Source organism: Desulfobacula sp., assembly GCF_014237455.1.
GTDB lineage: Bacteria > Desulfobacterota > Desulfobacteria > Desulfobacterales > Desulfobacteraceae > Desulfobacula.
This window is the reverse complement of sequence record NZ_JABZFL010000074.1, coordinates 1-23391: the sequence shown is the minus strand read 5'-3', so window position 1 is coordinate 23391 and position 23391 is coordinate 1. Positions and strand designations below refer to the sequence as shown.

Sequence of the window (23391 nt, the reverse complement as noted above, 5' to 3'; positions counted from 1 at the left end):
ATTTATGGAACCTATACTCAATGTAAAGAACCTCACAATGAATTTTGGAGGTCTAAAAGCGCTGGACGACATAACCCTTGCTGTTGAAAAGGGGCAGATAGCAGCTCTTATCGGACCGAATGGTGCCGGAAAAACAACCTTTTTCAATTGTATTACCGGCATTTATGAGCCCACTGAGGGCAATGTAAAAATCACACCTCCGGGAAAACCAACCCAAAAATTACAGGGGCTGAAAACCAATCTTGTAACGGAGAAAGGCCTTGCAAGGACCTTTCAGAATATTAGGCTTTTTGAAGGGATGACCGTTCTTGAAAATGTCATGATCGGAAGACACTGCCGGTTGAAATCAGGAATTATCGGTGCCATGCTAAAACCTTCAAGCCAGAAGAAGGAAGAAAAACAAGCCGTTGTCGATAGCTATGAAATCCTTGAAAAAATCGGTCTTGCGCAATATGTTAACGAAATGGCCGTCAACCTGCCCTATGGTGCCCAGCGACGATTGGAGATTGCAAGAGCCCTTGCCACAGAACCGTTTTTGCTGCTTTTAGATGAACCGGCTGCCGGCATGAATCCACAGGAGACAAAAGAGCTTGATGACTTAATCATCTGGCTGAGGGATAATGAAGATTTATCTATCTTACTGATTGAACATGACATGAAGCTTGTCATGAGTCTGTCAGATAACATTCATGTTGTAGATTACGGCAGAAAAATTGCCGAAGGTACACCTGAAGAAATAAAGTCTAATCCTGACGTAATCAAAGCCTATCTTGGAGATGAGTCTGAAGATGCTTAAATTAAAAAACATACATACGTATTATGGAAATATCCAAGCACTCAAAGGGATTGACCTTGAAATTTCCGAAGGAGAAATTATTTCTCTGATCGGAGCCAATGGTGCCGGAAAATCAACCACCTTAATGACCACCTGTGGTATTGTTCCTGCCAAACAGGGAAGCGTCAAATTCAAAGGACAGGATATCACCCATATGCCCTCTGATGAGATCGTTAAATTAGGGATCTGCCAGGTACCCGAAGGTAGAAGAATTTTTCCGTATCTTACAGTTGCGGAAAATCTTGACATGGGTGCTTTCTTACGGAACGATAATGATAAAATAAAAAAAGATTTTGAATATGTTTACAGTCTCTTCCCTATTTTAGCAGAAAGAAAAAATCAGGCTGGTGGAACTCTCAGCGGCGGCGAACAACAAATGCTGGCAATTTCAAGGGCCCTGATGTCAAGACCGAAAGTACTGCTCCTTGATGAACCGTCCCTTGGACTTGCGCCCATCATTGTTAAACAGATTTTCAGTATTATTAAAAAAATCAATAAAGAACAAAAAACCACTATTTTCATTGTCGAGCAGAATGCAAACCTTGCTCTAAAAGCTGCTCACCGCGGATATGTAATGGAAACCGGTATGATTACGATGACAGATACCGGTGAAAACCTGCTGGCCAATGAAGATGTCAAAAAGGCATACCTGGGCATATAAACACCCACTTATTTACAATTAACAAAACCCTTGGAGAAGGTGTTCTTAAAGGGTTTTCGTGATGGTTAGGTTAAACTTTATTTATAGTTTCTTTTTAAGATTGATGAACTCGCTTCTTTCAAAACCGAGTTTTTTGAAAAAGGAAAGGACATCGGTGGAATCCCAGCGAACAGATGAGTATATATTTTTAATCCCTTTTTCTTTATAAATTTCACAGATTTTCCTGGCGAGTTTCAATCCAATGCCCTGTCCCATATAACCAGGATGAACGCCAATTGCCATAATCCATGCACTTCTTTTAATCCCAAACCCTGCAAAAAGACTTGTGCTGATCATATATCCAACCACGGTCCCATTAATTTGCGCTACCAGGCTTGAATTGTCCGTACCCTCAAATATCTGCCGTTGAATATTTTTTACAAAATTCACTTCAGCATCATCTTCTGAGATGGCCTTTCTTATATTTTGAATTGCCTCTGCATCGTTAAGAGTGATTTCTCTTATGTTGACTGTGTCTTCCACAAGATCCTCCATTGTTATTCTACTTTTATGATCTTCACAGTATGACCGACCCAGTTAGGCGGAAGATAAATTCTGCCGCTGTTACCACTGGATTTTACTTCTTTCTCAATCATCTCTTCACCATAAACTTCAAACTTTACCTTTGCCTGAGATATGGATTGTTTTTCTGTGCTTTTTTCTTTTTTCTCTTTATCTGCCATATAACATCCTAGTTTTTACAAAAAAAATGTTTGCTGCCGATTTTTTTATTCAAAGTCATTATTTTTTTGTGTAAAGCACCGTTTAATTACAAATAGCTTATTTTTATCTGTTATGTAGCTAAATTATATCTTTTTATAAATATTTTCAACACCAAAGTATTATTTCTTGAAAACATCTTAAAAATGAAAAAGAGCAGGGGGAAAACGATGGTCTTGCCTGCCCTTTTTTCTTAATCATTTATTTAAATCAACGGTGTATACACCGCACTTTTCATGATTACATACCGCATGGCCAGGTCTCCTGCAATGACAGATGCCAATCTTAAAAAAATCAAAAAGCCATTGGTATTACCACCCCACATGATCAGGGTCAGAATCAACGGAAGGACAATGCCAAGCCCCAGCACACCAATCAAGGAAATTTTTGAATATTCTCCTGTTATCAGTGATTTGATAGACTCTTTTCCAATTTCATTGCTGTGCCAGGTTCCCCAGACATAGAGCAGGATGCAAAGAAAATAAACAAAGAAAAACACCTCTGCCCATACTTCCATCCCTGATGCAAGAGCCGCAGAACCCGAAACGGCAAACATGAACTGTAAAATCTGATGACCGATCCATACCCCTGAAATAACGGACAATGGCAGAACCATTGTTGAACTCCAGGCAGGAAGCGCTCTGATGACATTCATTGTGGCAAATCCATGGGAAATAATTAAAAGGCACAAGATACCCATAATGCAGTTAAACACAATATTAAAACTGCCTGCCGTCACAATCTGTAAAAATCCCAAAGCGGCAAAAACCCCAATGATCCATATACCCCGGGACAACTCGGATGTATTGGGCTTCATGAGCATTCTCCAGGCCCTCAAAGGCATGCCAAGATAAAGCACATGAATAACACCGCCAAGGATCAGGGTAACGAGCCAGCCCAGAATAAGTCCTGCTTTGTATTCATAAAAAAGCGACACAAAATAAAGGCCTGCCCCGATTTCAGAGAAAAAAAAGGCCAGCCACAGAAATATGCCCTTGTCATCAATCCATTCCCGCTGACGGGTGGGCTGTATCATCCATTCATAGGGTTTAACCCCGCTGCCGTCAGAAGGGAACATAATTTCTTCAAGCTCATTTCTCTTTTCCATAATTGTTCAATCCTCCTTTTAGCCTTTATAAATTTTAACGGCAACAGACGTTTCAATATTTCCGGTGATGGGGTCATAGTGCCTCAAGTATGATGGAAGCAGCTTGCAGAAATTACTTCCCTTACCCTTGGCAATAGGTCTTTTGTCTGCCCATAAACCACCTTGTCCGCAAACGCCGAGAACCTTTGGATGTTGAGCTTCCATTGTTTTTACAATACCGTTTTCCTTAGTTCCATATTTATTTTCCATCCAGATAATATCGCCGTCTTTGAATCCTTTTTCATCTGCCAGACCTTTATTTAATGTAATTGTAAACGTATAAGGGCTCATCTGGCTGACTTCATCAATTAAGGGATTTTGAAATGTTGAGTTATTTGTGTGGAGAATATCACGATAAGAAAAAGCCAAAAGATCATATTCATCATCAAGTTCTTTGTGAGATGTCGGCCAGAACCAGTTAGCTAGAGGGCCATATTGATCCATATCCATTTCAATTTCAAACCCGGTATCTTTCATAATTTTTTCAGCAGCTCTTCTGTCATGGATCAAAAATTCCATATAAACAGGGCATCGTGTCTTCATATTCCATCGCCAATAGACATCTTCAATGGGTTTATGCCAGGTTGCAAATCCCTGTTCCTGAATTTTTTCTTTATCATCCCCATAAACCCATGTCAGGATTCTTTCACCGATTTCCTTCCAGGTCAGGACTTCGCCGGATTTAAGTTGAAGCTTTTCATCTGTAATACTGTAATAATCGTTAAGGAGTTCATGATATTTGTCAAGAACACCCACACGATTTGCAACATCCAGATAAACGTTCATGAAGTCTCGTGATTCACCAACAGGTTTTGCAACCGGTTTTTGCAAATGAACATACCAGTCTTCATAGGATGGACTTCCATTAAAGAAGAAACTGTCAATTTCTGAGGACCAGGTATCTTTTTCAAGATAAGAGGTATCAGGAAGGATGATATCACCTATGGCCTGGTCAGTTTCATTGACCCATATATCACTCAGCACAACAAAACAATCTTTAAAATTATCCAGCGCAACATCCCAGTCAGATTGACTGATAAGAAAGTTCACTGCGATTCCAAAAATCATCTCAGGCTGAACTTTTTCAACACCGAATTTTTCCTGAATATAATTTTTTTCTTTCACATAGGGTATATGAGAAAGAGTAGAATGTGACCAGAATTCAACACAACCAGAATTTGTGCATGGATAGCTGGGTGGATGAACAGGCCATGGATCATGTGAATAAAATACCGAAGGAACAATAACGCCGTCTTTACCGACTTTAGGCATACGTTCGTATTGACCACCAGGGTATCTGCGTCTGATAGACGGCCACCCCATTGTACCACCGGGTACATCTTCAGCACCAACAAGCTGACTGATAAGATCTATTGAAGCCACCTGATGTATACCATTTGAATGTCCCTGGGCACCACGGAAGGTTACAGAGGATACGGGTCGAAAAGGAAATGTCTGTCCTTCTATTGTAATGGTGGATCCAATCTGAGCATTATCCACCCATCCCTTTGCAACTTCAAGAATGGTTGCTACCGGAACCGTACTTATGTTAGATGCCCATTCCGGAGTGAATTGTTTTAAATGTTCTTTTAATGCCATAAAGCAGGGTCGGCATTTTTCGCCGTTATGCTCAAAGTCACCCTCAAGAGCAAAATCCTCAAACGCTATGGATTCATCATCAAAAAGTTTTATCTTTTTTGCTTTTTCATCAAATACAAACGGCTTGTCTGTTTCTTTATCACGGACAAAAGTACCGTCTTCGCGTATCAGGTAAACAAAGTTTGTTTTTGCTCTAAGATAAAGTTCGTCGATCTCTCCCCTGGTATTGAGGATGTAGTTGGCGATTGCAAGTCCGACGGCTGTGTCGGTTCCAGGAAGAAGAGGAACCCATTGTGTGGCCTTACCACCTGCAAAGTTACCCATTGGATCAAAAACGATCTCTTTTAGTCCGCGTCTCACACCGTCAGCTCTCAGTCTTGCATTGATCATGGCTGAATGTCCGGAACCGGTTCCTTTACTTGACCCCCATTTAAGGACATACTTTGTATATCGCCAGTCCGGTGCGATTGACCATGCACCATGGATTAGTCCCCCCAGCATATGAGCAGCATTACCGCAGTGCAGACTGCCGCCGCCAATGATAAAGTTCCCATTGTTTGGTATGCCAAAAGCCTTTGCATAGAAATAAAGATGATTATGAGGACCATCGCTTGCACGCATGGTCTGGTTTGTGAAGAGGATTTTATTTGGATTATCCTCCATAATCTTTTTCATTCTGGTGGCGATCTCTTCAAGTGCCTCGTCCCATTCAATTTCTTTCCATTTAGGATCAACACCAAATCCTTTTTCAGGATTGGTTCGTCTCAATGGCTTTTTAATCCGGTTGGGATCATGGTAGTACATCAGCCCTGCGATGCCTTTACCGCAGAGACCACCTCTTGTCCCTCCCATGGTACTCTCTTCAATACCTTCAACTTTTACCGGCACACCATTCACCACCCTAACTCTGCAGGCACAGCCGCAGTAACATACGCCACAGGTGGTATTTACCCATTTGTCTTCCCAAATTTCATCTGTTTTATAGGTCATATTTCCCCCTGTTTATTAATCAATATAATAGACTGCCGGTTCAGTTCCAAATTCTTTCCGGAGCTGTTTGCCCTTTTTCTCCATGATCAGACGACTGATTTCACTGTCAGGGTCATTAAGGTCACCAAATACCCTTGCGCCGACCGGACAGGCATTGACGCAGGCGGGTGTGGCTTCCTCATCCTGGCCCGGAGTAAGTCCTTTTCTAAGGCCTTCATCAACTCTTTCCGAACAGAAATTGCACTTAATAACTGTTCCTACTTTAAGCGGATACAATTTTTCACCGAGTAATTCCATCTCGGTTTTACCCTGACCCGGAAAATACTCCCTGTCTTTTACTTTCTGGTCATAATACGTTCTCTGCTGATACGGGCAGGAAACAAGACAGGCCCTGCATCCGACACATTTATCATCATCAACTACGACAATTCCATCTTCCCTGATATAGGTTGCTCCGGTGGGACATGCTTCTACGCAAGCTGCATCAGTACAATGATTACAAAGAACCGGATAGATCAACTTGCTGGATGTCGGGAATTTCCCGGTTTCCCCAATGAGCACCCTGTTAAAGAATACTCCGGGAGGAAGAAAATGTTCTTCTTTACATGCGATGGTGCAGCCCCAGCAAGCGATACACCTTTTTACGTCTATTACCATTCCCCATCTTGGCATAACAGCTCCTTTATTAATAATTTTATAAAAGTAGTGAGAAATAAATTAGCGATTCTGCTTTTCATATCTCACATCTGTTTACAAATCAAACAATTCCACCTCTTCAAACCCTCTTTTTGCGCATACAATATTGGCCGAAAGCTTTTTACCTGAAAAATAATCCTGCAACGCATCGCAGCAGGGGTCTATTTCCAACAGGCCCGACATTTTCGCAAATGCTCCCACAATCACGGTATTGGGAATGGGAAGGCCGATTTCTTCCAAAGCAATTTTATTGGCATCAATAATACCCAGTTTTTTTAAATTGTCGTGTGAAACGTTTATTGTATTATCCGAATCATTGAGCAGCATCATACCGCCAGGCAATAATCCTTGAAAAACTGCCTCAGAACTTCTCTGGCTGGGGTCAAGCACCACTAGAATATCCGGATTATAAATCTGTGTTTTCTCTCTGACCGATTTATCTGAAAATCTGCCAAAAGCCGTAACAGGCGCGCCTCTTCTTTCAAATCCAAACATGGGAAAACTGGCACCGAATTGTCCGGTTCTGGCAAAAGCATTGGCAAGAATTTTAGATGTGGTCACAACACCTTGCCCTCCTCTACCATGGAATCTGACTTCACTCATTTGACGCTTCCTCCTTTAATCTTCTGTAGATACCGGAAGCTGACATTCTGCTTCCAATACGCTCAACCCGCCCAACATGCAGTATTCGTAATCCACATCATCCTGAAGGATCTGAAGATCTGCTTCATTCAAATGAGCGAATTTTTTTATTAACTCGGTATAGGTTGATACAGGTTTGGGTTTTTTAACGGTTTTGGTCATCCGGATTTTGCCGTTTTCTGCTTCCCATAGGGGAAAGTAGTTTGTTTTCACAGCCCTTCGACAGACCTCAATGGTATTTTCAGGTGCATAACCCCATCCGGTCGGGCAGGGAGCAAAAACATGGAGGAAAGCAAAGCCTCTTTCTTTGGCTTCTTTTGCCTTTAACAGTTTTTTGGCAAGATCGCCAAGGTCGCTCATCGTTGCAGTGGCAGTATAAGGGATCTTATGCATGGCCATTTTCAGGGCCAGGTTCATTCTTCTTAAATTCTTTCCTTTGGAAGCCGACCCAAAAGGAGTCGTGGTCGTGCTCGCTCCAAAGGGTGTGGTTGCGCTTTTCTGGATACCGGTATTCATATATCCTTCATTGTCATAGCAGATATAGATAAAAGGTTCGTTTCTTTCCGCCGCACCGGCCAGGTTTCCAAACCCGATATCTGCTGCTGTTCCATCCCCGTTGAAACAGATAACCGTATTGTCAATGCCTGCTTTCCTGTAATATCTGGCAAGGCCTGTGGCATTTGCCGCGGCTCCGGTCATCAGCGTTCCAAAATACGAAAGTGAATGCCAGGATTGATTATTCTGTCCAAGAAGTACCGGAGCAGAACAGGATGGGGTACCGGTAATGACGATATCATTCCCCAATACCTGGGGAATAAAGCGAATTAACAACTCCAGACTGCAACCAGGGCAAAATGCCACACCTTTTGAGAAGGGATCATCGTGCTTGAGGTAATCCAGTACTTTAGTCAGTTTGCCTTTCTTTTTTCCTGTCATGTTAACGCCCTCCCATTTTCTCGGAATCAGGTTCCTGAGCTTCAGGATATGAAACCCATGTGACTTCACGGACGTCTTTGCCCTCCGCCAGATCACAAGTTGCATCAATCATCTGCTCGACATTGGCTATTGTGATATCCGTATTTGCTATACCATCAATGAAACTGATCATTTTTGAACCGTCAAGCTGTGTTTCAAAGGCTTTTAATTCAGTATAAATGGGGCCGCCCTTAAATCCGAAACAAAGACTCCTGTCCACCACGCCAATGGCTTTCTTACCCTTAAGAGCCTTAACCATTACTTCACTGGGAAAGGGTCTGTACATTCTTATCTTTAAGAGACCGACCTTGACACCCGCATCTCTTTTCTTATCAATAACGGTTTTAATGGTTCCGCACATGGAGCCTGAGCCAACCAGGACTACATCTGCATCATCCATTCGATATTCTTCAATCAGACCGCCGTATCCGCGGCCAAAAATCTCTTGAAATTCTTTATCAGTCTGCTCAAATTTGGCCTTGGATCTTTCCATGGCAGAGACATGTTTATATCGAAGTTCAAGATATCCATCCAAAATTCCATGGGAGCCACAACCCAGTTTTCCACCGGGAATAAGTTTTGTTCTTTCGGGCTGATCCTTTAAAACAGCCAGAAATTTATCGACATCTTCCTGAACGGGTACATCCACAACTTCAGACAGATAAGACAGGTAAAACCCGTCATAATGAACCATGACCGGTACCTGGATATCATAATCCTCCGCCAGCCTGTATGCCTGAATGACCAGATCAATGATTTCCTGACAATTTTCCGCGATAAGGAAAATCCATCCGGCATCCCTTGTGGAAATCATATCCTGCTGCCCGGAAGATACGGCGATAATGCCCGGTGTCTCACGGTTAACATTGACCATGACCACGGGTGCTCTTGCCCCTGCTGTTGCAAGAACGGCATCATACATAAAAACAAGTCCCCATGAAGATGTGGCAGTAAATACCCTGCCACCAGCAAGAGAGGCCGCCATAACAGCGTTCATGGCAGAGTTTTCACCCTCAACCGTAATCAGCTCGCAATCCATTTCCCCGTCTGCATGAAATTTGGAAATCTGCTCAATTATTTCTGTCTGGGGCGTAATCGGATATGCTGCCACCACATCCGGGCGGGCAAGCTTTGCACCGATAGCCGCTGCGGCATTTCCGGTTATAACCTTAATCTGTGAGCCTGCCTTAGCTTTGGCCTTTATTTTTGTGTTCATTTTTGAAAATCCCCCTCCGCTATCATGGAAATTGCATTTTTAGGACATTCTTTGGCACAAATCCCGCACCCTTTACAAAATGCCAGGTCAGGAGAAAAATGTGAGTTTTCAACCATCTCCATTACCTGAATCGGACAGTAAATCGCACAAAACCCGCAGAATATGCATGTATCCTTGTCAACGACCGGTCTTTTAGTTCGCCAAGACCCGGTATCAGAACACATCAAGGAATCATTTGCATCTGACCACGGTCCTTCATGCTTAAAAAATTTGTTTAATGACATACAACCATCTCCTCCTTAGAAAATAAGATGACCCTTTATGAAATACAGTTCTGCAATCGTATCTATTTCATAGCTATTAGATAGCGATAGTGTAATTGCATTGTCAAGTAAAAAATTATTTTTTAATGAAAAGAAATATCGAAATTAAACAATAAGAAGTGATAGTTATAGGATTTATGCGGGTTTCAAAATCTTTCAAATAGTTGATCAGTCAACTATCTTTATAAAAAATATTCTTCCTATGATTTACTGGAATAATCCATCAACAAATTTTCGCAAATGTTTAATTCATTCTATAGCTTCAAGATAGGTTGAGATAAGCGGGGTTTTTGATTCTAAAATACTTTGATTTAAGTCTCATATCGATACCCCACGCCATGAACAGTGGTAATAAGGGATGGGTTGGAAGGATCAGTCTCTATTTTTTTCCGAAGCTGTGCAATATGTTGGTCAAGGGTCCGGGTTGTGCCAAAGTAATCAATCCCCCAGACGGCATTCAAAATATTATCCCGGCTTAAGACTTCTCCCGGGTGGTCATGAAAATGCCGGATCAGCGTAAGCTCTCTTTCCGAAAGATCAATGTTCCTGCCCTGGCCGGACAATTTAAAGGTTTTAGGGTTTACTTCAAATTTACCAAATATGAATGGGCTCTGGACAGGCTCTTTTTTTGCCTTTGCCTGCCTTTTTGACCTGCGAAGCACGGCAGATATCCTTGCAAGCAGTTCATGAACACCAAAGGGTTTAGTCATATAATCATCCGCTCCAAGCTGAAGCCCTACGACCTTATCGATTTCCTCACCTTTAGCCGTCAGCATAATAATGGGAACATCTTCATTTATTGCCCTGATCTCCCGGCAGACATCATATCCGCTTTTTTCAGGCATCATAATATCGAGAAGAACCAGATCAAAAAAATCGGTTTTAAACAATTCCAAAGCCGCTTTACCATCTTTGGCTTCAACTACCCGATAATCTTCGCTTTCAAGGGTATCCACAAGCCCCATTCTGATGTTCATATCATCTTCTGCCACAAGAACTTTAATCTGACTCATGATGTTTTATCCTTGCTGTAAAACAACTGCCATGTCCCGGCATGGGATCAAAAAACAGATCACCTTCAAGATCCTTTAAAATCTGCCTTGCGATACTCAATCCCAAACCCGAGCCCGGCTGTTTTGTGGTTAAAGAATTATCCACTCTGTGAAATTTTTCAAAAATCATCTCCTGCTGTGCTTTGGGGATGCCCGGCCCATCATCACAAATTTTTAAAAGAATAAAAGAATCATCCTTTTCCAGAACAAATTTGATAAACTTTCCTTTATCGGCATACTTTAAGGCATTGTCCACGAGATTCAGAATCACCTGCTCTATGGCATCCCGGTCGGTTTTCACTTTATAATCCCCTTCTTCAATCTGTGATATGATTTCAATGCCCTGATTCTCTATTCTGATGCTGTGAGCCTGGATCATCTGCTCTAATAACCGGTCCATCTCAAAAGGTGTCAAATGATACGTTTTTTTGCCCTGTTCAAGTTTTCCAAAAGCAAGCACATTATTGATCAGTCTTGTCAGTCGCTCACTTTCACTGACAATTACAGAAAGATAGGTTTGCGTTTTGTTCGTATCTTTAATTCTTTTGGATAGCAAAAGTTCTGCATACATTCTGATACTGGTCAACGGTGTTTTCAATTCATGGGATACCGAAGAAACAAATGAAGTTTTCTGCCTGGCATCTTTCATGTTTTGAAGGGCCAGGCGGGTCAACAAGACACCACCCGATACAATGGCAATGATAAAAACACCCAGTAAAATTACGGAGATATATAAAAAGCCACGGGTTGATCCAAACCCTTTCTTATCGATAAAGACTCCGATCTGCCAGTGGGGCAGCAGGTTTGATATGGAAACCACTGCCACGGGCTTTTCTTTGGGATCGACCGTCATTTTCCCGGACTGATGCATAAAATAGCCGTTTCCATCCATTAACAATAAGGCAACCTCCTTTTCCGGCAATTCTGGAAAATCAACCACCAGCCTTGAAAGGAGCGCCATCAATTCCAGTTCAATCCCGTATACCGGCCCATTTCCAATTTTTTGCACCCAGCCTAAAATGTGCAGCCGATTCTCACTGAACCAGGGAATCCATCCTGACTTTTCTATAAATAGGTGTTCCGATTCTGTGAAAGGAAAAGCCTTCTGCTCTGAAACAGGCGCTTTTTGTACAACCCTTGACAGGGCAACAAGCTTTTGGCGGGATGATTCTGTTACCCCTTTTATCTTTGATTCATCCTTTGAAAGGTCTTCATTAAAATCAAACGTCATTCTCCCTGAAAACAGCGAGTCATACCGGGCAATAAACCGTCTTTCCTCAAAGGTGGATTCCATTCCCCTGACCGGATATTCAAGTTCCCGGTTCTTTTGATAAATAAAAACATTGCGCACCAGAGGATTTGTCTCTTCCCATGCCAGAAGGATTTTCTTAAGGTTATCCTGATCAATATCAAGTAATGACTGCGTAAGATTTTCCTGAACCGCTTCAACCGTAATGTGAATGGTTTCAGAAATAGTTTCTGCCCTTTCGGACAACGCCTGTATGGCTGACCGGTTGATCCGTTCCTGCTCATGGGACAGCAGCCTAAAGGCAATACCACTTATAATAAGGGTGGGCACTAAAAATAGTGCCCAGAAAATAATGATGGATCGTTTGCTTGTCATACCTTAAGCCATACCAGTTTTTTGCCTATTGTGAAAGCTGTTGATTTTTCATCTGAAAAGATTCGGTTCTCAACACTTTACGGCTTTTGGGGCTCATGCCCCGATCCTCAATTGTATCCGCCTGAACTTCCAGCTCATCGGCTTCTTTTAATAATTCTTTATCATTATACCGGGAACCGACTTGTTTCAATCTGGCAGCAGATTGTTTAAGTTCCCTTACAGCCTCTTTTTTCTTTCCCTTATCAGACAGTTCAATGGCTTTTTCCTGGGCCAGGGCATTCAGATTTAATTGATATTCTCTGATCACTTCAATGTTGGTTGACCTGGCAACCTTTCCAGAGTCGCTGCTGAACCTGGCATATGAGATTCCGGTTGATTTTTCCGATTTCCTGCTGAATGGATTTTCATACGTTACGTCAACCTGAGCAATCTTGATTCTTGATCCGGATGTTGATTTTGGAATATTGACTTCAACCAGGGCATACTTCTCCTGATCCCCATAAAGCTGATTCATATAAAATTCTATCTGGTTTTCGCGTATCCTGCCTTCTCTTCCGATAATATTAATCGCTTCCACATTGTCGGACAGCGTTATGGTCACTTTTACTTTTTTCGCCACTACATTTAATACATCCCCCAGTTCTGCTGCAAAAATTCTGGGAAGATCAAACCCGGATTCGACAAAATACGTATTGCCGTCACTTTTCTGAGCAAGTCTTGTCATGAGATCTTCATTATAACCGGTCCCCACTCCCACGGTTGTGACAGAAATATTTTCTTTAATCAAAGCGGCACCCAGCCGCCCAAGATCTGCCGGCATCCTGGGGCCGACATTGGCCAGGCCGTCAGACAGAAGAATAATTCGATGAATATAATTACTTTCAAGATTTTTCCTGATCTCGGAAGCCCCTTGGCTGACACCGCCGAAAAGGGCTGTACTGCCCCCGGCACGAATCTGCTGAATGGTATTAATAATACTTTGAATGTTCCCGGCTCTTTGAGCGGGAACAATGGTATGGACATTGGTATCATAGACCACCACAGAAAAAATATCCTGCAAACCAAGCCGGGTTAAGGCCTCAATGGCAGCCGCCTTTGCCTGTTGAATCTTGTTGCCGTTCATGGAGCCGGACTGATCCAGAACCAGAGCAAGATTGACCAGGGGTCTTTTAATATGAGCTGGAGATGGCGGTGCATCAAGGGTGATCTTAAGCACCACATTCTGGGAATCTCCTGCCGGTAGAATCGCCCTGTCTGTCTCCACCCTGCAGATAAGTTTAGAAGGTTCAATTCCCGCCTGGACACCCCCTGTCATTAAGATAAAAACAATCAATACTGTAAAAAATGAAATGCTTGTTCGGTGCTGATATTGTTTTGAATGTGCCATGGTCCTTCTCCTTTACCTGTTGAGTTAATCAATTTTTGTTTAAACCGCAATATAAAAGTCTGCCTTACATCCGGTTCAACTATACAAAGCATGATTCAGGAATGTGTCATAAAGGCGTAAAGAAGTTGTAAAAAACTTGTAAAACCGCTTTTTTCTTGACCCATCCTCTATTGTCTAGGATTATTTAATTTACAGCATAACTCCAAAAAAAAGGATAACCATGAAATTCACTATCGACCATTTCAATATTAATGTGCTGAATCTTGAAAAGAGTCTGACATTTTACAATAAAGCACTGGGACTAAAAGAAATTCGAAGAACCGAAGCCAAAGACAACAGTTATATTATTGTTTTTTTAGGCGATGGTTCAACCCAAAACAAAATTGAACTCACCTGGCTGAAAGCCATGGACCGGCCCTATGATTTAGGGGATGAAGAATTTCATATTGCATTTAAAACATCGGATTTTGATGCAGCCTACAACCTTCACAAGGAAATGGACTGCATCTGTTACGAAAACAAAGATATGGGGATTTATTTCATCAATGATCCGGACGGTTACTGGCTGGAAATTGTTCCAGTGCGGTAAATCAATACCGGTGCCCTTTTTAAATTCTTCGCTGGATAAAATGATACAATCTTGCACCAGTCTCATAAAACGGATTCCAAAAACGGCGGGACCATATCGGTTCAATTTTTGAAACCGGCAATGGGATATCTTCCGGAGAACCCCCTGTGATATAGTCGGCCAGAAGTTTTCCAAACACGGTCCCGGGACCGATACCCCGGCCATTATAACTTGTGACCATTGCCATATTTTTATCCAGCACATGGAATCTTGGGATATGGTTGGTATTCATGGCAAATCTGCCATGCCACCCATATTCAAGTTGTATGTCTCCAACCTGGGGAAATGTTTTTGTAATCGTTCTTTTTACCCAGTTTTCATGCAGATCATAGGCAAAGCCTTCCAGTGTCCCCACACTGCCCACAATGAGTCGCCCGGCAGCATCCAGGCGATAGGAAGACAGAATCAGATTGGTATCCCAGGCACCCTGGCGCCCAGGCAATACAGTGTCCAGAACATCTTTTGAAAGAGGCGGCGTGGCAAACTGGAAAAAGCTCATCGACACCATTGATTTTTTATATGATTTAAATGCATGAGCCGGATAGGCATGAACCGCAATGATAACTGACTTTGCTGTCAGTGTTCCTGTCGGGGTGTTTAATTTCCATCCCTTCCTGGTCTTTTCAAACCCGACCACCGGGGACTGGTTATGCAATTGTGCCCCGGCCTTTAATGCTGCATTGGCAAGCCCGTAAGCATAGGCCAGCGGCTGAATGGTTCCGGCGCGCTTATCCAGCAATGCCCCGTAAAAAGAATTGCTGCCGGTTTTGGCGACTGCCTCATCCCGCTCAAGAAGCCGTACAGGCGCCCCACGTTTCAACCATTGCTCTTCCCGCTGCTGAAGCGCTTTATAACCTTTTTTGGAGTCTGCACAATGGAGGGTCCCGTTGCGAAGGGCCTCACATTCAATCCCATATTCTTTAATCAGTCCAAACACAAGGTCAGGAGAATCTCCCAGGACATCAATGAGTTTTTCTCCATATTCCGGCCCTGCAAGCCTGATCAACTCTTCGGGCATGAGCCAGAGTCCTGCATTAACAAGCCCCACATTGCGCCCGGCTCCGCCATACCCGATGTCTTCCGCCTCAAGGACAACGCTCTCTTTGCCTGTTTTTGCAAGATGCAGGGCAGCGGAAAGGCCTGTATACCCGCTCCCGATGATGGCAATGTCGGTTCTTTGATCTCCCTGCAGGGAAGTCAACCGGGGTTTGGAAGGGGCTGTGGCCGCCCAGAGACCTTGTTTAATATTTCTGTCTTTCATGAGTTTTCCTAATATTTTATCAAAATTTTCAGGCCCATTCGACGGCCTTTAATCATCCTTTGTCACCTTTTGTCTCAATTGCTTAAGTTTGCCATGTCTTGTCTTTTTGTCCAACCGCTTTTTCTTTGCACTTCCGGAAGGCCGGGTCGATCTCCTTTTCTTTTGCTTGACCATTGATTTTAAAATTAAGGCCTTGAGCCTGTTAAGAGCATCTTCTTTGTTTTTTTCCTGGCTGCGAAATTTCTGTGCCTTAATAACAATGATACCATCCTTTGAGATTCGCTTATCCTTAAGCACCAGTATTTTTTCTTTAACCTCATCGGGCAGACTGGAATTTTGAATATCAAACCTCAGATGTATGGCGGTTGAGACCTTGTTCACGTTCTGACCGCCCGCCCCCTGAGCTCTGATGGCCTCAAACCGGATTTCATTATCCGGAATACTGACCGTGCTCGATATATGCAACACCCGGCTTTTCATTTACGACCATATCCTGATCATATCAATATGCGGAATCCCGTCCTCAAGATAGCTTTCGGATGCTGCCTCAAATCCATGGAATTCATAAAATTTCTTTAAATACACCTGAGCACCGATCCGGATATTCTCATTGGGCCAGATGCGATTAATTTGAGCAAGCGCTTTTTTAATCATGATATCACTGATCCCCTGCCTCCGGCTCTCTTTTGCCACAACCACCCTGCCAATACTCACCTCTTTAAACCTTAAACCCGGCGGCAGGATTCTTAAGTATGCCATAAGTTCCCCGTCTTTTCGTCTTCCTGCAAAATGCAGGGTTTCAGGATGCCTGTCCTTGTCATCCATTTCCGGATAAGGACAATTCTGCTCTACCACAAACACATCCACCCGGAGTTTTAAAAGTTCATACAGTTCATCTATACCCAGCCGGCTAAATGATTTTATTTTCCATTGAATCTCAGTCATGCCTTTTGCTTTTCAACTTTCCCAAATAATAAAATCCATTGGATGTATGGTTGTTCATGGTAGTATACACAATAGTGTCAAATTCCATGGTCTCAAAATTCCGGGTCAGGTTAAACAAATGGTCTGTCGTATGATGCCGAAGCTGTGCCCCCTCATCAAGTTCAAATATCCCATATATCCCGTAAGCCTCTTTAAAGGCATTATATCTGTCAATATTACGCGAGTCCCGGTTAATTAAAAAATCATTGATGTACAATCTCCCGCCGGGCTTTAACACCCGCTCTATCTCACTCACCAACCGGTCCTGGTTTTCATCTTTCACAATGCATGTCAAAACTGCAACCAATACTACTGCATCAAAGGTGTTGTCATCAAAAGAAAAGACAGGGTTGCATTTTTTTAAATCAAGATAAGGATACAGACGATTGCCTCTTTCAATCATTTTCTGGGAAAAATCTATCCCTGAAATTTTCTTAAACCCTTCCTGATAAAGCTCATTCAGAGTTCGGCCATATCCACAGCCCACATCCAGGATGACGGATTCTTTTGACACATGCGGTTTTAAAATATCCATCTGAAAGGGTGTGGTAAATTCCTTTTTGACTGCCGCCTTATCCCAGTATGCCTGCTGATCCATAATCATAGCAGCTTTAATTTCCTGCTCATGCCGTTCTTCCTTTTTAAATATTAACCCTTCACCGTCAGAGAATATTCATATCAAAATTCCGGTTGATTTTAAATCAATTAATCGGACAATAAGGTGCTCTGATTACCATGGCATTTCATCAAAATGCAAGTTTTTCTTGACGATAATTTTTAAATCGGATACTCGAATTATTATTGAAAAGTAAAAATGAGTCAAATTTTATCCGAATGCAGGGGCTGAAATGAAAGTAAATAAAATCGATCATATCTGTATTGCGGTCAAAAATCTGGAAGACGCTCGAAAAGTCTGGGAGCCGGTATTAGGCAAATCCAGGCCGGATGACGAATATATCGATGAATCTGAAAAAATCAAAGTTGCCAGGTACTGGGTGGGGGAAGTTGGTTTTGAGCTGATGGAATCGACGACACCTGACGGGGATGTTGCCAGGTTTATAGAGAAAAAAGGCGAAGGCGTCATGGTAATTAGCTTTAACGTTGACAACACCCGTGAGGCCATGGGTGAGTTGCAAAAAAAAGATTATCCCTTTATTGGGGACGCCCGTCCGTTTCGGGATTGTGAATTTGCATTTGTTCACCCCAAAAAGATGAACGGAGTCTTGCTGGAATTCATTGACGATAAGGGTAAGGAGTCCAAGGAACAAAATGAAACTGACCGATAACGAGATAAGAGATATTATCAAGCATCTTGAAACGGATAAGCCGTTGCCGGAGAAGTACCGATTTTTGTTGTTTGAGGATAAGAAAGAAGTTGAGCTGGTGTGGAATGGTAAAAGTGGAGAGGTCTGCAATGTGGTGCTGCCGTTTCAGGTGATTGAGCAGGTGGATGAGCCCCGGGGCGGCGCAAGATTGCCGTGAAAGTGGTGGATATTTTTGGCAACGATACGATGAAGTTTATTGAGGTATCGGTATGAAAAAAACGAAAATAATCAGAGTTAAAAATACTGAAATAACCATTATATCGGTCAATGGCGAAGACCACATCTCTCTGACCGATATGCTCAAAGCAAAAGATGGAGATTTTTTTATTTCAGACTGGCTGAGAAACAGGAATACAGTCGAGTTTTTGGGAATATGGGAGCGCATCTATAACCCTGACTTCTAATTATGGCGAATATGCCATAATTAGAAGTCAGGCGGGGTTGAATAATTATAAAATAAGCTAAAAAATGATAACCCGAATAAAGACAACAAACAAAATCAAACCGATTTTCAGAGAGTATCTGGATTATATGAGTCAGTTTTATGAAATTGATGATGTTGATTCGTGGTGTAAAGGCGCACTGAAAAATTTACAACGATATTCCATGGCAGATGACCGGTACATTTACATTCTAAAGGAATTTGACTCTGTCATCGGCTTTGCCCTGGTCAATCAACACCTGCGGTTCAATACTGACGGGTTTGCAGTGGCAGAGTTCTACATTCAAAAAAATCATGAAAGAAAAGGGTATGGCCGTAAGCTGGCCGGACATGTATTTGCACAGTTCACAGGTGTTTGGGAGGTTGCCGTCACATTAAAAAATAAGGCTGCTCTGATGTTTTGGGAACAGGTGGTGTCATCTTATACAAATGGTAAATTTATAAAAGAAAAAAAGGCTTCCTTTGGCGTATATGGCTTTATCTTCGACACTGCGGACGAGCCGCAGATTTTGCAATAAAAATAACCCATGAATCGAATCATCTATATCTAAGGGAGAAAACACATATGTCTTTGAAGGACAAGAACACTGCCAATCTGACTGTCTCAGAGGCGCTTCAGTTTAAAAAAGATCGTGAAAACACTTACCGGGAGAGAGCTCTCAAGCTTTTCCCCTGGATCTGCGGCCATTGTGGCCGCGAGTTCAGCGGAAAACGTCTGAGCGAGTTGACCGTACACCATAAAGATCACAACCATGACAACAATCCTCCGGACGGCAGCAACTGGGAGCTGCTGTGCATTTACTGCCACGACAATGAACACTCCCGGGACCAGGTTGCCGATGCCTATGACCATGAGGTGCCCGACAATTCTTCGGAACATGGTGGCGGCGATACCCCGTTTGCCGGGCTGGCGGATTTATTAAAGGGTAAACTGACGGAATAGAGATGATTAACGAAATCAAACCTCTTCGTGGAAAAAAGTTCTATTCCGCCCCATATTTTTTGCCTTGTAAAGGGCTTTGTCTGCAAAATCAAAAAGCTCATCAAGGGAGATGGATCGATTTTCTGCGGTTCCGAAAATCCCTACACTGACGGTCAGATTTATTTGCTTGCCATCAATGGCCAAGAGATCCCTGCAAATGCTTTCACGTATACGGTCAGCTATGGCAAAGGCTGTCTTGGAACTTGTCTCCGGCAGGATGATGGCAAACTCATCACCACCATACCGACCGAATATGTCGATGTTACGTATATTTTCCTTCACGATCCGGGCAAATGCCCTTAAAACCTTATCGCCGAAAGGATGGCCGAATTTATCGTTTACAGCTTTAAAATGGTCCAAATCAATCAACAGTATGGATATCGGCCTATCCATCCTTTTTGCTTTTGCGACTTCAATTTCCAAAAGGGAGATTAGATAACGCCGGTTATAAATATTGGTCAATTCATCCCGAGATGCCATTTTTTCCAGTTTGATCATCATGTTCTTTTGCAGGGTAATATCGTTGAAGGTGATAATGGTTCCTACCTTTTTGTTTTCTGCATCGAAAAGAGCAGATGTGGATAAATGGAAATAGAGAGTTTTGTTTTTTTCCATGATTGAAACATCCACTTGCGGGGACGTGTTCGAAGAAAGTATCTCATTAATTTTATGGGGGTTCCCCGGTATCGTACTAATATCAGATCCGATATATTGTTTTGAAATATCCGGAAAAATTTTTTTACATACCGAATTAAAATCCACCAGCCGGTTCTCCAGATCCAGGACAAGGATACCATCTTTCAACCCCTCAAACACTGTATCCCGTGCAACCGGTACAAGATCGAAAAGAGCAAATCTGAATATGCCAAGAGCATATACAGGAACACTGACAGCAAATAAAATCGGATTAATATCAAGGTTCCACGGAATATCCACAAAAAGATAAATGATAAATCCGAGCCATTGTATGAAAGTGGCCACCAGCATGATAATTGTCTGATTTCGATAAAAAGGGGCGGCACGGATAAAAAATCGGACAAACAATATCGTGGTGATAATTAAAGTAATATTAGCATAAAAAACATGCAGCAGATAAAAAGGCCCGATGTCAAATTTCAGCATGGGAAAGGGGGGGGCTGTATTTATGGATGCAGTTTTATAAAACAGATGATGAAAATCATTTAATCCCCTTGATACCAGGGTAATCAGGGGAATAATGAAAATTACCATCAGCTGACGACGGGTCTGCCATTTTTTCTGGCCTGTATAACAGATGGCAACCACCAGCACCAGCCCTGGAAGAATAGAAATCCCAATATACTGGATTTTCGACCAGAAAAGCATGCCGGAAAGGGTCGAGCTTGCAAGCTCAAACCCATAGCCAAAAGCATAAACAGCTGTAGCAGCTGCCAGAAAACAAAAGGATCTTGTTAAAAGAGAAGATCTTAATTTAATGGAATAAAGAGACAGAAACAGGCTGATACTCCCGGCAAAAAAAGAAGGATGATAATAATAGCCCTGAATTCCATATGGAACATTTAATCCTGTAAAGCTGTTTCTTTAAAAAACATGCAACCTGTACTTTTTTGTTACATGGGTTTTGTTTATAGATCATAGCAGGGCGTATGTAAACATAATTCGAAGCCTTTGAACAACTGAGCCGCCAAAACATCGAATTGTCACAAAAATTTAGTTGTCCAAGTGAATGGTGCTTAAAATTGATTCTTAAGACATATCCCGAAATTCATCCATGGAACGGCCCCTGATAGCTTCAGCAATTTCAAACACATAATCGTAAATATGAAGCCCTTTGGAGGATGCAATTATCTCACCGTTTTCAACCCCGATCTGCTCGGCACAATATTGTTTCATCATTTCAATGGCAGCAAGGTTGGCAGGAAACCCGCCAAATAAATCCCAGGATCTGAAATAAGGGAAAAAGTGAAGCTTTCCATCCTGGATTCTTGTATCGATATGTCTAAGGCAGGGCGGATCTATCAAAATCATATCAGATGGATTTCCCACCTGTAGTATCATCTGGTTGTTCCTGTGCCCCTTGTTTTTATAGGTCCAGATCATCATTTCCATCTGGTTCACAAAGTATCTGCCGTTTTCCTCAATTAAAATATTTCTGTCTTCCCAGATGTCGCTTTCCTGGACCAGGATTTCCGTTAATTTTTTATAATCATCGGGCAGATACTCCACATCACACTTACACATCCGCTGTCCATAGGTATAGGACTCTCCTTGTTTTTCCTCACCCGTCATGAGATACGGCAGGTAATCATCCAGGTAGCCGTCTTCCACAGGATCAGGAAATCCCAGTGCCGGGTTTACCTTGGGCAGCAGGGGAATACTTGACGGGTGGGTGATATGAAGGGTGATAAAATCAAATTCAAGTCTTTTCTGTCCTTCAAATGATCCTCGATTGATGGTAAAGGCTCTGCCCTGCTCCACACATCTGTAAAGGGTTTGAAACCAGGCATCTGAAAGGCTTGTGGCTTTGATAAACAGCGGTTGTAACATTCATTGCTCCTTCTCTAATTTTAACCTCATATTCAAACTAATAAATATATACTTTAATCCGTATTGTGACAACCAAAATTTTCCCATCTCCCATAACAAGACTGACATCAGATACCTTCAGACTGATCCAGCAAAATATCCCTTTAAACTTTTTTTTATTCTTTTTTTATTGACAAAGAACAGAAATCGAATTAACATATGAACAAATGTTCAAATGAAGAGGTGTTAAATGGATATATGTGCTGAAAAATGTATTAACGAAAAAAAAGTAAGAGAGACTGTAGAAACCATTCCCCAACAGGAAGATATCGGGCAGATGGTTGATATATTTAAAGCGTTAGGTGATCCGTCCAGGCTTAAAATCGTTCTCGCGCTCTTAAACCAGGAACATTGCGTGTGCGACATTGCCGTTATTTGTGGCCAGACCGATTCTGCCATCTCCCATCAGCTTCGCATATTAAGGACAATGAAAATTGTAAAGAACCGCAGAGAAGGTAAAATCATTTACTACTCTATTGATGATGATCATGTCATCTCACTGATTCACATGAGTCTTAACCACGTCAGACATTGAAATTGAGGATAGAGCCACCATGGCAGTTATATATGAAATTTTAAAAGAATCCTGGCATATTTATCTGGATGTTGCAATCTATATGCTGTTTGGCTTTTTTGTCGCGGGCATCCTGTATGTTTTTTTTAAAGCCGACAAAATAAAACAATACCTTGGAACCGGTAAAATAAAACCGGTCGTTTTATCGGCTCTCTTCGGCATCCCCATTCCTTTATGTTCCTGTGGTGTTGTTCCTGTTGCCACGGGCCTTAAAAAGCAGGGGGCCAATAATGGGGCCGCCTTATCTTTTATGATTGCCACACCCGAATCCGGTGTGGATTCCATTGCCATCTCCTGGGCCATGCTGGACCCGATCATGACAGTGATTCGACCCGTTGCCGGATTTATTACCGCAATTTCAACAGGAATTGCCCAAAACTTTTTTGGGACCGATGATACGCCCAATAAACAGGATATGAAAAAAGAGACTGGCGGATGAGGCTGCGCATCAAACTGTTGTGCAGTTGCACCAAAAAAGAATGAGCCCCTGTCTGAAAAACTGATGAGAGGCATTAAATATGCTTATGGAGAATTGCTCACCGATATTGCAAAGCCCTTTATTATCGGAATCTTCATTGCCGGTATCATCACCTTCTTTTTCCCGGATGATCTGACACTCTGGGCCAATGATCACAGATTTTTATCCATGCTGGTCATGCTGATAACAGGAATTCCCATGTATGTTTGTGCCACATCCTCCACACCCATTGCCGCCGCCTTGATA

The 23391-nt window shown here is 42.3% G+C and carries 28 protein-coding genes; 10 read left to right on the top strand and 18 right to left on the bottom strand.

Annotated elements, in window-relative coordinates:
- Positions 1-4 precede the first annotated feature (4 nt).
- Both HGJ91_RS10675 and HGJ91_RS10670 read left to right on the top strand, forming a co-directional pair.
- On the top strand, positions 5-796 hold the full coding sequence (locus HGJ91_RS10675) for an ABC transporter ATP-binding protein (protein WP_291347734.1): 792 nt from the start codon (positions 5-7) through the stop codon (positions 794-796).
- Entirely contained in the window at positions 789-1496 is a 708-nt protein-coding gene (locus HGJ91_RS10670; RefSeq protein WP_291347733.1) for an ABC transporter ATP-binding protein, read from the top strand. The genes HGJ91_RS10675 and HGJ91_RS10670 overlap by 8 nt, the downstream gene beginning before the upstream one ends.
- An 81-nt stretch (positions 1497-1577) precedes the next feature.
- On the opposite strand, the gene HGJ91_RS10665 is transcribed toward HGJ91_RS10670, so the two are convergent.
- The 12 genes from HGJ91_RS10665 to HGJ91_RS10610 form a co-directional block, all read right to left on the bottom strand.
- Positions 1578-2018, bottom strand: a complete 441-nt coding sequence (locus HGJ91_RS10665; RefSeq protein WP_291347732.1) for a GNAT family N-acetyltransferase — start codon at positions 2016-2018, stop codon at positions 1578-1580.
- Positions 2019-2032: 14 nt separating this feature from the next.
- On the bottom strand, positions 2033-2218 hold the full coding sequence (locus tag HGJ91_RS10660; RefSeq protein WP_291347731.1) for a DUF2080 family transposase-associated protein: 186 nt from the start codon (positions 2216-2218) through the stop codon (positions 2033-2035).
- Positions 2219-2460: 242 nt separating this feature from the next.
- Positions 2461-3363: a DMSO reductase gene (locus HGJ91_RS10655; protein WP_291347730.1), complete on the bottom strand. Its 903-nt coding sequence runs from the start codon at positions 3361-3363 to the stop codon at positions 2461-2463.
- Between the two features lie 18 nt (positions 3364-3381).
- On the bottom strand, positions 3382-5991 hold the full coding sequence (locus tag HGJ91_RS10650) for a molybdopterin-dependent oxidoreductase (RefSeq protein ID WP_291347729.1): 2610 nt from the start codon (positions 5989-5991) through the stop codon (positions 3382-3384).
- A gap of 15 nt (positions 5992-6006) precedes the next feature.
- A complete protein-coding gene (locus HGJ91_RS10645) occupies positions 6007-6663 on the bottom strand; it encodes a 4Fe-4S dicluster domain-containing protein (protein ID WP_291347728.1) in 657 nt (218 codons plus the stop codon).
- A gap of 78 nt (positions 6664-6741) precedes the next feature.
- Positions 6742-7290, bottom strand: coding sequence for a 2-oxoacid:acceptor oxidoreductase family protein (locus HGJ91_RS10640; RefSeq protein WP_291347727.1), 549 nt, complete (start codon positions 7288-7290; stop codon positions 6742-6744).
- Between the two features lie 15 nt (positions 7291-7305).
- The gene (locus HGJ91_RS10635; RefSeq protein ID WP_291347726.1) at positions 7306-8265 is read right to left on the bottom strand and encodes a thiamine pyrophosphate-dependent enzyme; all 960 of its coding nucleotides are present in this window, start codon (positions 8263-8265) and stop codon (positions 7306-7308) included.
- 1 nt (position 8266) lies between these two features.
- Positions 8267-9520, bottom strand: a complete 1254-nt coding sequence (locus tag HGJ91_RS10630) for a pyruvate synthase subunit PorA (protein WP_291347725.1) — start codon at positions 9518-9520, stop codon at positions 8267-8269.
- Positions 9517-9804, bottom strand: a complete 288-nt coding sequence (locus HGJ91_RS10625) for a 4Fe-4S binding protein (protein ID WP_291347724.1) — start codon at positions 9802-9804, stop codon at positions 9517-9519. The genes HGJ91_RS10630 and HGJ91_RS10625 overlap by 4 nt, the downstream gene beginning before the upstream one ends.
- A 350-nt stretch (positions 9805-10154) precedes the next feature.
- Positions 10155-10856 carry a response regulator transcription factor gene (locus tag HGJ91_RS10620; protein ID WP_291347723.1) on the bottom strand — a complete coding sequence of 234 codons (702 nt, stop codon included), beginning with the start codon at positions 10854-10856 and terminating at the stop codon, positions 10155-10157.
- On the bottom strand, positions 10843-12519 hold the full coding sequence (locus HGJ91_RS10615) for a HAMP domain-containing sensor histidine kinase (protein ID WP_291347722.1): 1677 nt from the start codon (positions 12517-12519) through the stop codon (positions 10843-10845). The genes HGJ91_RS10620 and HGJ91_RS10615 overlap by 14 nt, the downstream gene beginning before the upstream one ends.
- A gap of 25 nt (positions 12520-12544) precedes the next feature.
- Positions 12545-13906 carry a VWA domain-containing protein gene (locus HGJ91_RS10610; protein ID WP_291347721.1) on the bottom strand — a complete coding sequence of 454 codons (1362 nt, stop codon included), beginning with the start codon at positions 13904-13906 and terminating at the stop codon, positions 12545-12547.
- Between the two features lie 220 nt (positions 13907-14126).
- Here HGJ91_RS10610 and HGJ91_RS10605 point away from each other — a divergent pair, with 220 nt between their 5' ends.
- The gene (locus HGJ91_RS10605) at positions 14127-14495 is read left to right on the top strand and encodes a VOC family protein (RefSeq protein ID WP_291347720.1); all 369 of its coding nucleotides are present in this window, start codon (positions 14127-14129) and stop codon (positions 14493-14495) included.
- A 19-nt stretch (positions 14496-14514) separates the two neighbouring features.
- Here the strand turns inward: HGJ91_RS10605 and HGJ91_RS10600 are convergent, their stop codons facing one another.
- From HGJ91_RS10600 to HGJ91_RS10585, 4 genes are read right to left on the bottom strand one after another with little or no spacing between them, the layout of a single operon-like run.
- Positions 14515-15795, bottom strand: coding sequence for an FAD-binding oxidoreductase (locus tag HGJ91_RS10600; RefSeq protein WP_291347719.1), 1281 nt, complete (start codon positions 15793-15795; stop codon positions 14515-14517).
- A gap of 48 nt (positions 15796-15843) precedes the next feature.
- Positions 15844-16263: an alternative ribosome rescue aminoacyl-tRNA hydrolase ArfB gene (arfB, locus tag HGJ91_RS10595; protein ID WP_367142599.1), complete on the bottom strand. Its 420-nt coding sequence runs from the start codon at positions 16261-16263 to the stop codon at positions 15844-15846.
- A gap of 12 nt (positions 16264-16275) precedes the next feature.
- Entirely contained in the window at positions 16276-16740 is a 465-nt protein-coding gene (locus tag HGJ91_RS10590) for a GNAT family N-acetyltransferase (protein WP_291347717.1), read from the bottom strand.
- Positions 16733-17383 (bottom strand): class I SAM-dependent methyltransferase, encoded by a 651-nt coding sequence (locus tag HGJ91_RS10585; RefSeq protein WP_291347716.1) that lies wholly within the window; start codon positions 17381-17383, stop codon positions 16733-16735. Before HGJ91_RS10585 ends, HGJ91_RS10590 begins: the two co-directional genes overlap by 8 nt.
- A gap of 244 nt (positions 17384-17627) precedes the next feature.
- Here HGJ91_RS10585 and HGJ91_RS10580 point away from each other — a divergent pair, with 244 nt between their 5' ends.
- The 5 genes from HGJ91_RS10580 to HGJ91_RS10560 all read left to right on the top strand — a co-directional run bounded on the left by HGJ91_RS10580 (position 17628) and on the right by HGJ91_RS10560 (position 19489).
- Positions 17628-18065 (top strand): VOC family protein, encoded by a 438-nt coding sequence (locus HGJ91_RS10580; protein WP_291347715.1) that lies wholly within the window; start codon positions 17628-17630, stop codon positions 18063-18065.
- Complete coding sequence (locus HGJ91_RS10575; protein WP_291347714.1) at positions 18049-18261, top strand: hypothetical protein; 213 nt, start codon at positions 18049-18051, stop codon at positions 18259-18261. Before HGJ91_RS10580 ends, HGJ91_RS10575 begins: the two co-directional genes overlap by 17 nt.
- 52 nt (positions 18262-18313) lie before the next feature.
- Positions 18314-18508 (top strand): KilA-N domain-containing protein, encoded by a 195-nt coding sequence (locus HGJ91_RS10570; RefSeq protein WP_291347713.1) that lies wholly within the window; start codon positions 18314-18316, stop codon positions 18506-18508.
- 64 nt (positions 18509-18572) lie between these two features.
- Entirely contained in the window at positions 18573-19064 is a 492-nt protein-coding gene (locus tag HGJ91_RS10565; protein ID WP_291347712.1) for a GNAT family N-acetyltransferase, read from the top strand.
- 47 nt (positions 19065-19111) lie between these two features.
- Positions 19112-19489 carry a YajD family HNH nuclease gene (locus tag HGJ91_RS10560; RefSeq protein ID WP_291347711.1) on the top strand — a complete coding sequence of 126 codons (378 nt, stop codon included), beginning with the start codon at positions 19112-19114 and terminating at the stop codon, positions 19487-19489.
- A gap of 15 nt (positions 19490-19504) precedes the next feature.
- On the opposite strand, the gene HGJ91_RS10555 is transcribed toward HGJ91_RS10560, so the two are convergent.
- Together HGJ91_RS10555 and HGJ91_RS10550 are read right to left on the bottom strand one after the other, a co-directional pair.
- A complete protein-coding gene (locus HGJ91_RS10555; protein WP_291347810.1) occupies positions 19505-21052 on the bottom strand; it encodes a histidine kinase N-terminal 7TM domain-containing protein in 1548 nt (515 codons plus the stop codon).
- 201 nt (positions 21053-21253) lie between these two features.
- A complete protein-coding gene (locus HGJ91_RS10550; protein ID WP_291347710.1) occupies positions 21254-22054 on the bottom strand; it encodes a thymidylate synthase in 801 nt (266 codons plus the stop codon).
- A gap of 229 nt (positions 22055-22283) precedes the next feature.
- Here HGJ91_RS10550 and HGJ91_RS10545 point away from each other — a divergent pair, with 229 nt between their 5' ends.
- Together HGJ91_RS10545 and HGJ91_RS10540 are read left to right on the top strand one after the other, a co-directional pair.
- Entirely contained in the window at positions 22284-22628 is a 345-nt protein-coding gene (locus HGJ91_RS10545; RefSeq protein WP_291347709.1) for a metalloregulator ArsR/SmtB family transcription factor, read from the top strand.
- 19 nt (positions 22629-22647) lie between these two features.
- On the top strand, positions 22648-23391 hold a 744-nt coding region (locus HGJ91_RS10540), incomplete at its 3' end, for a permease (RefSeq protein WP_291347708.1).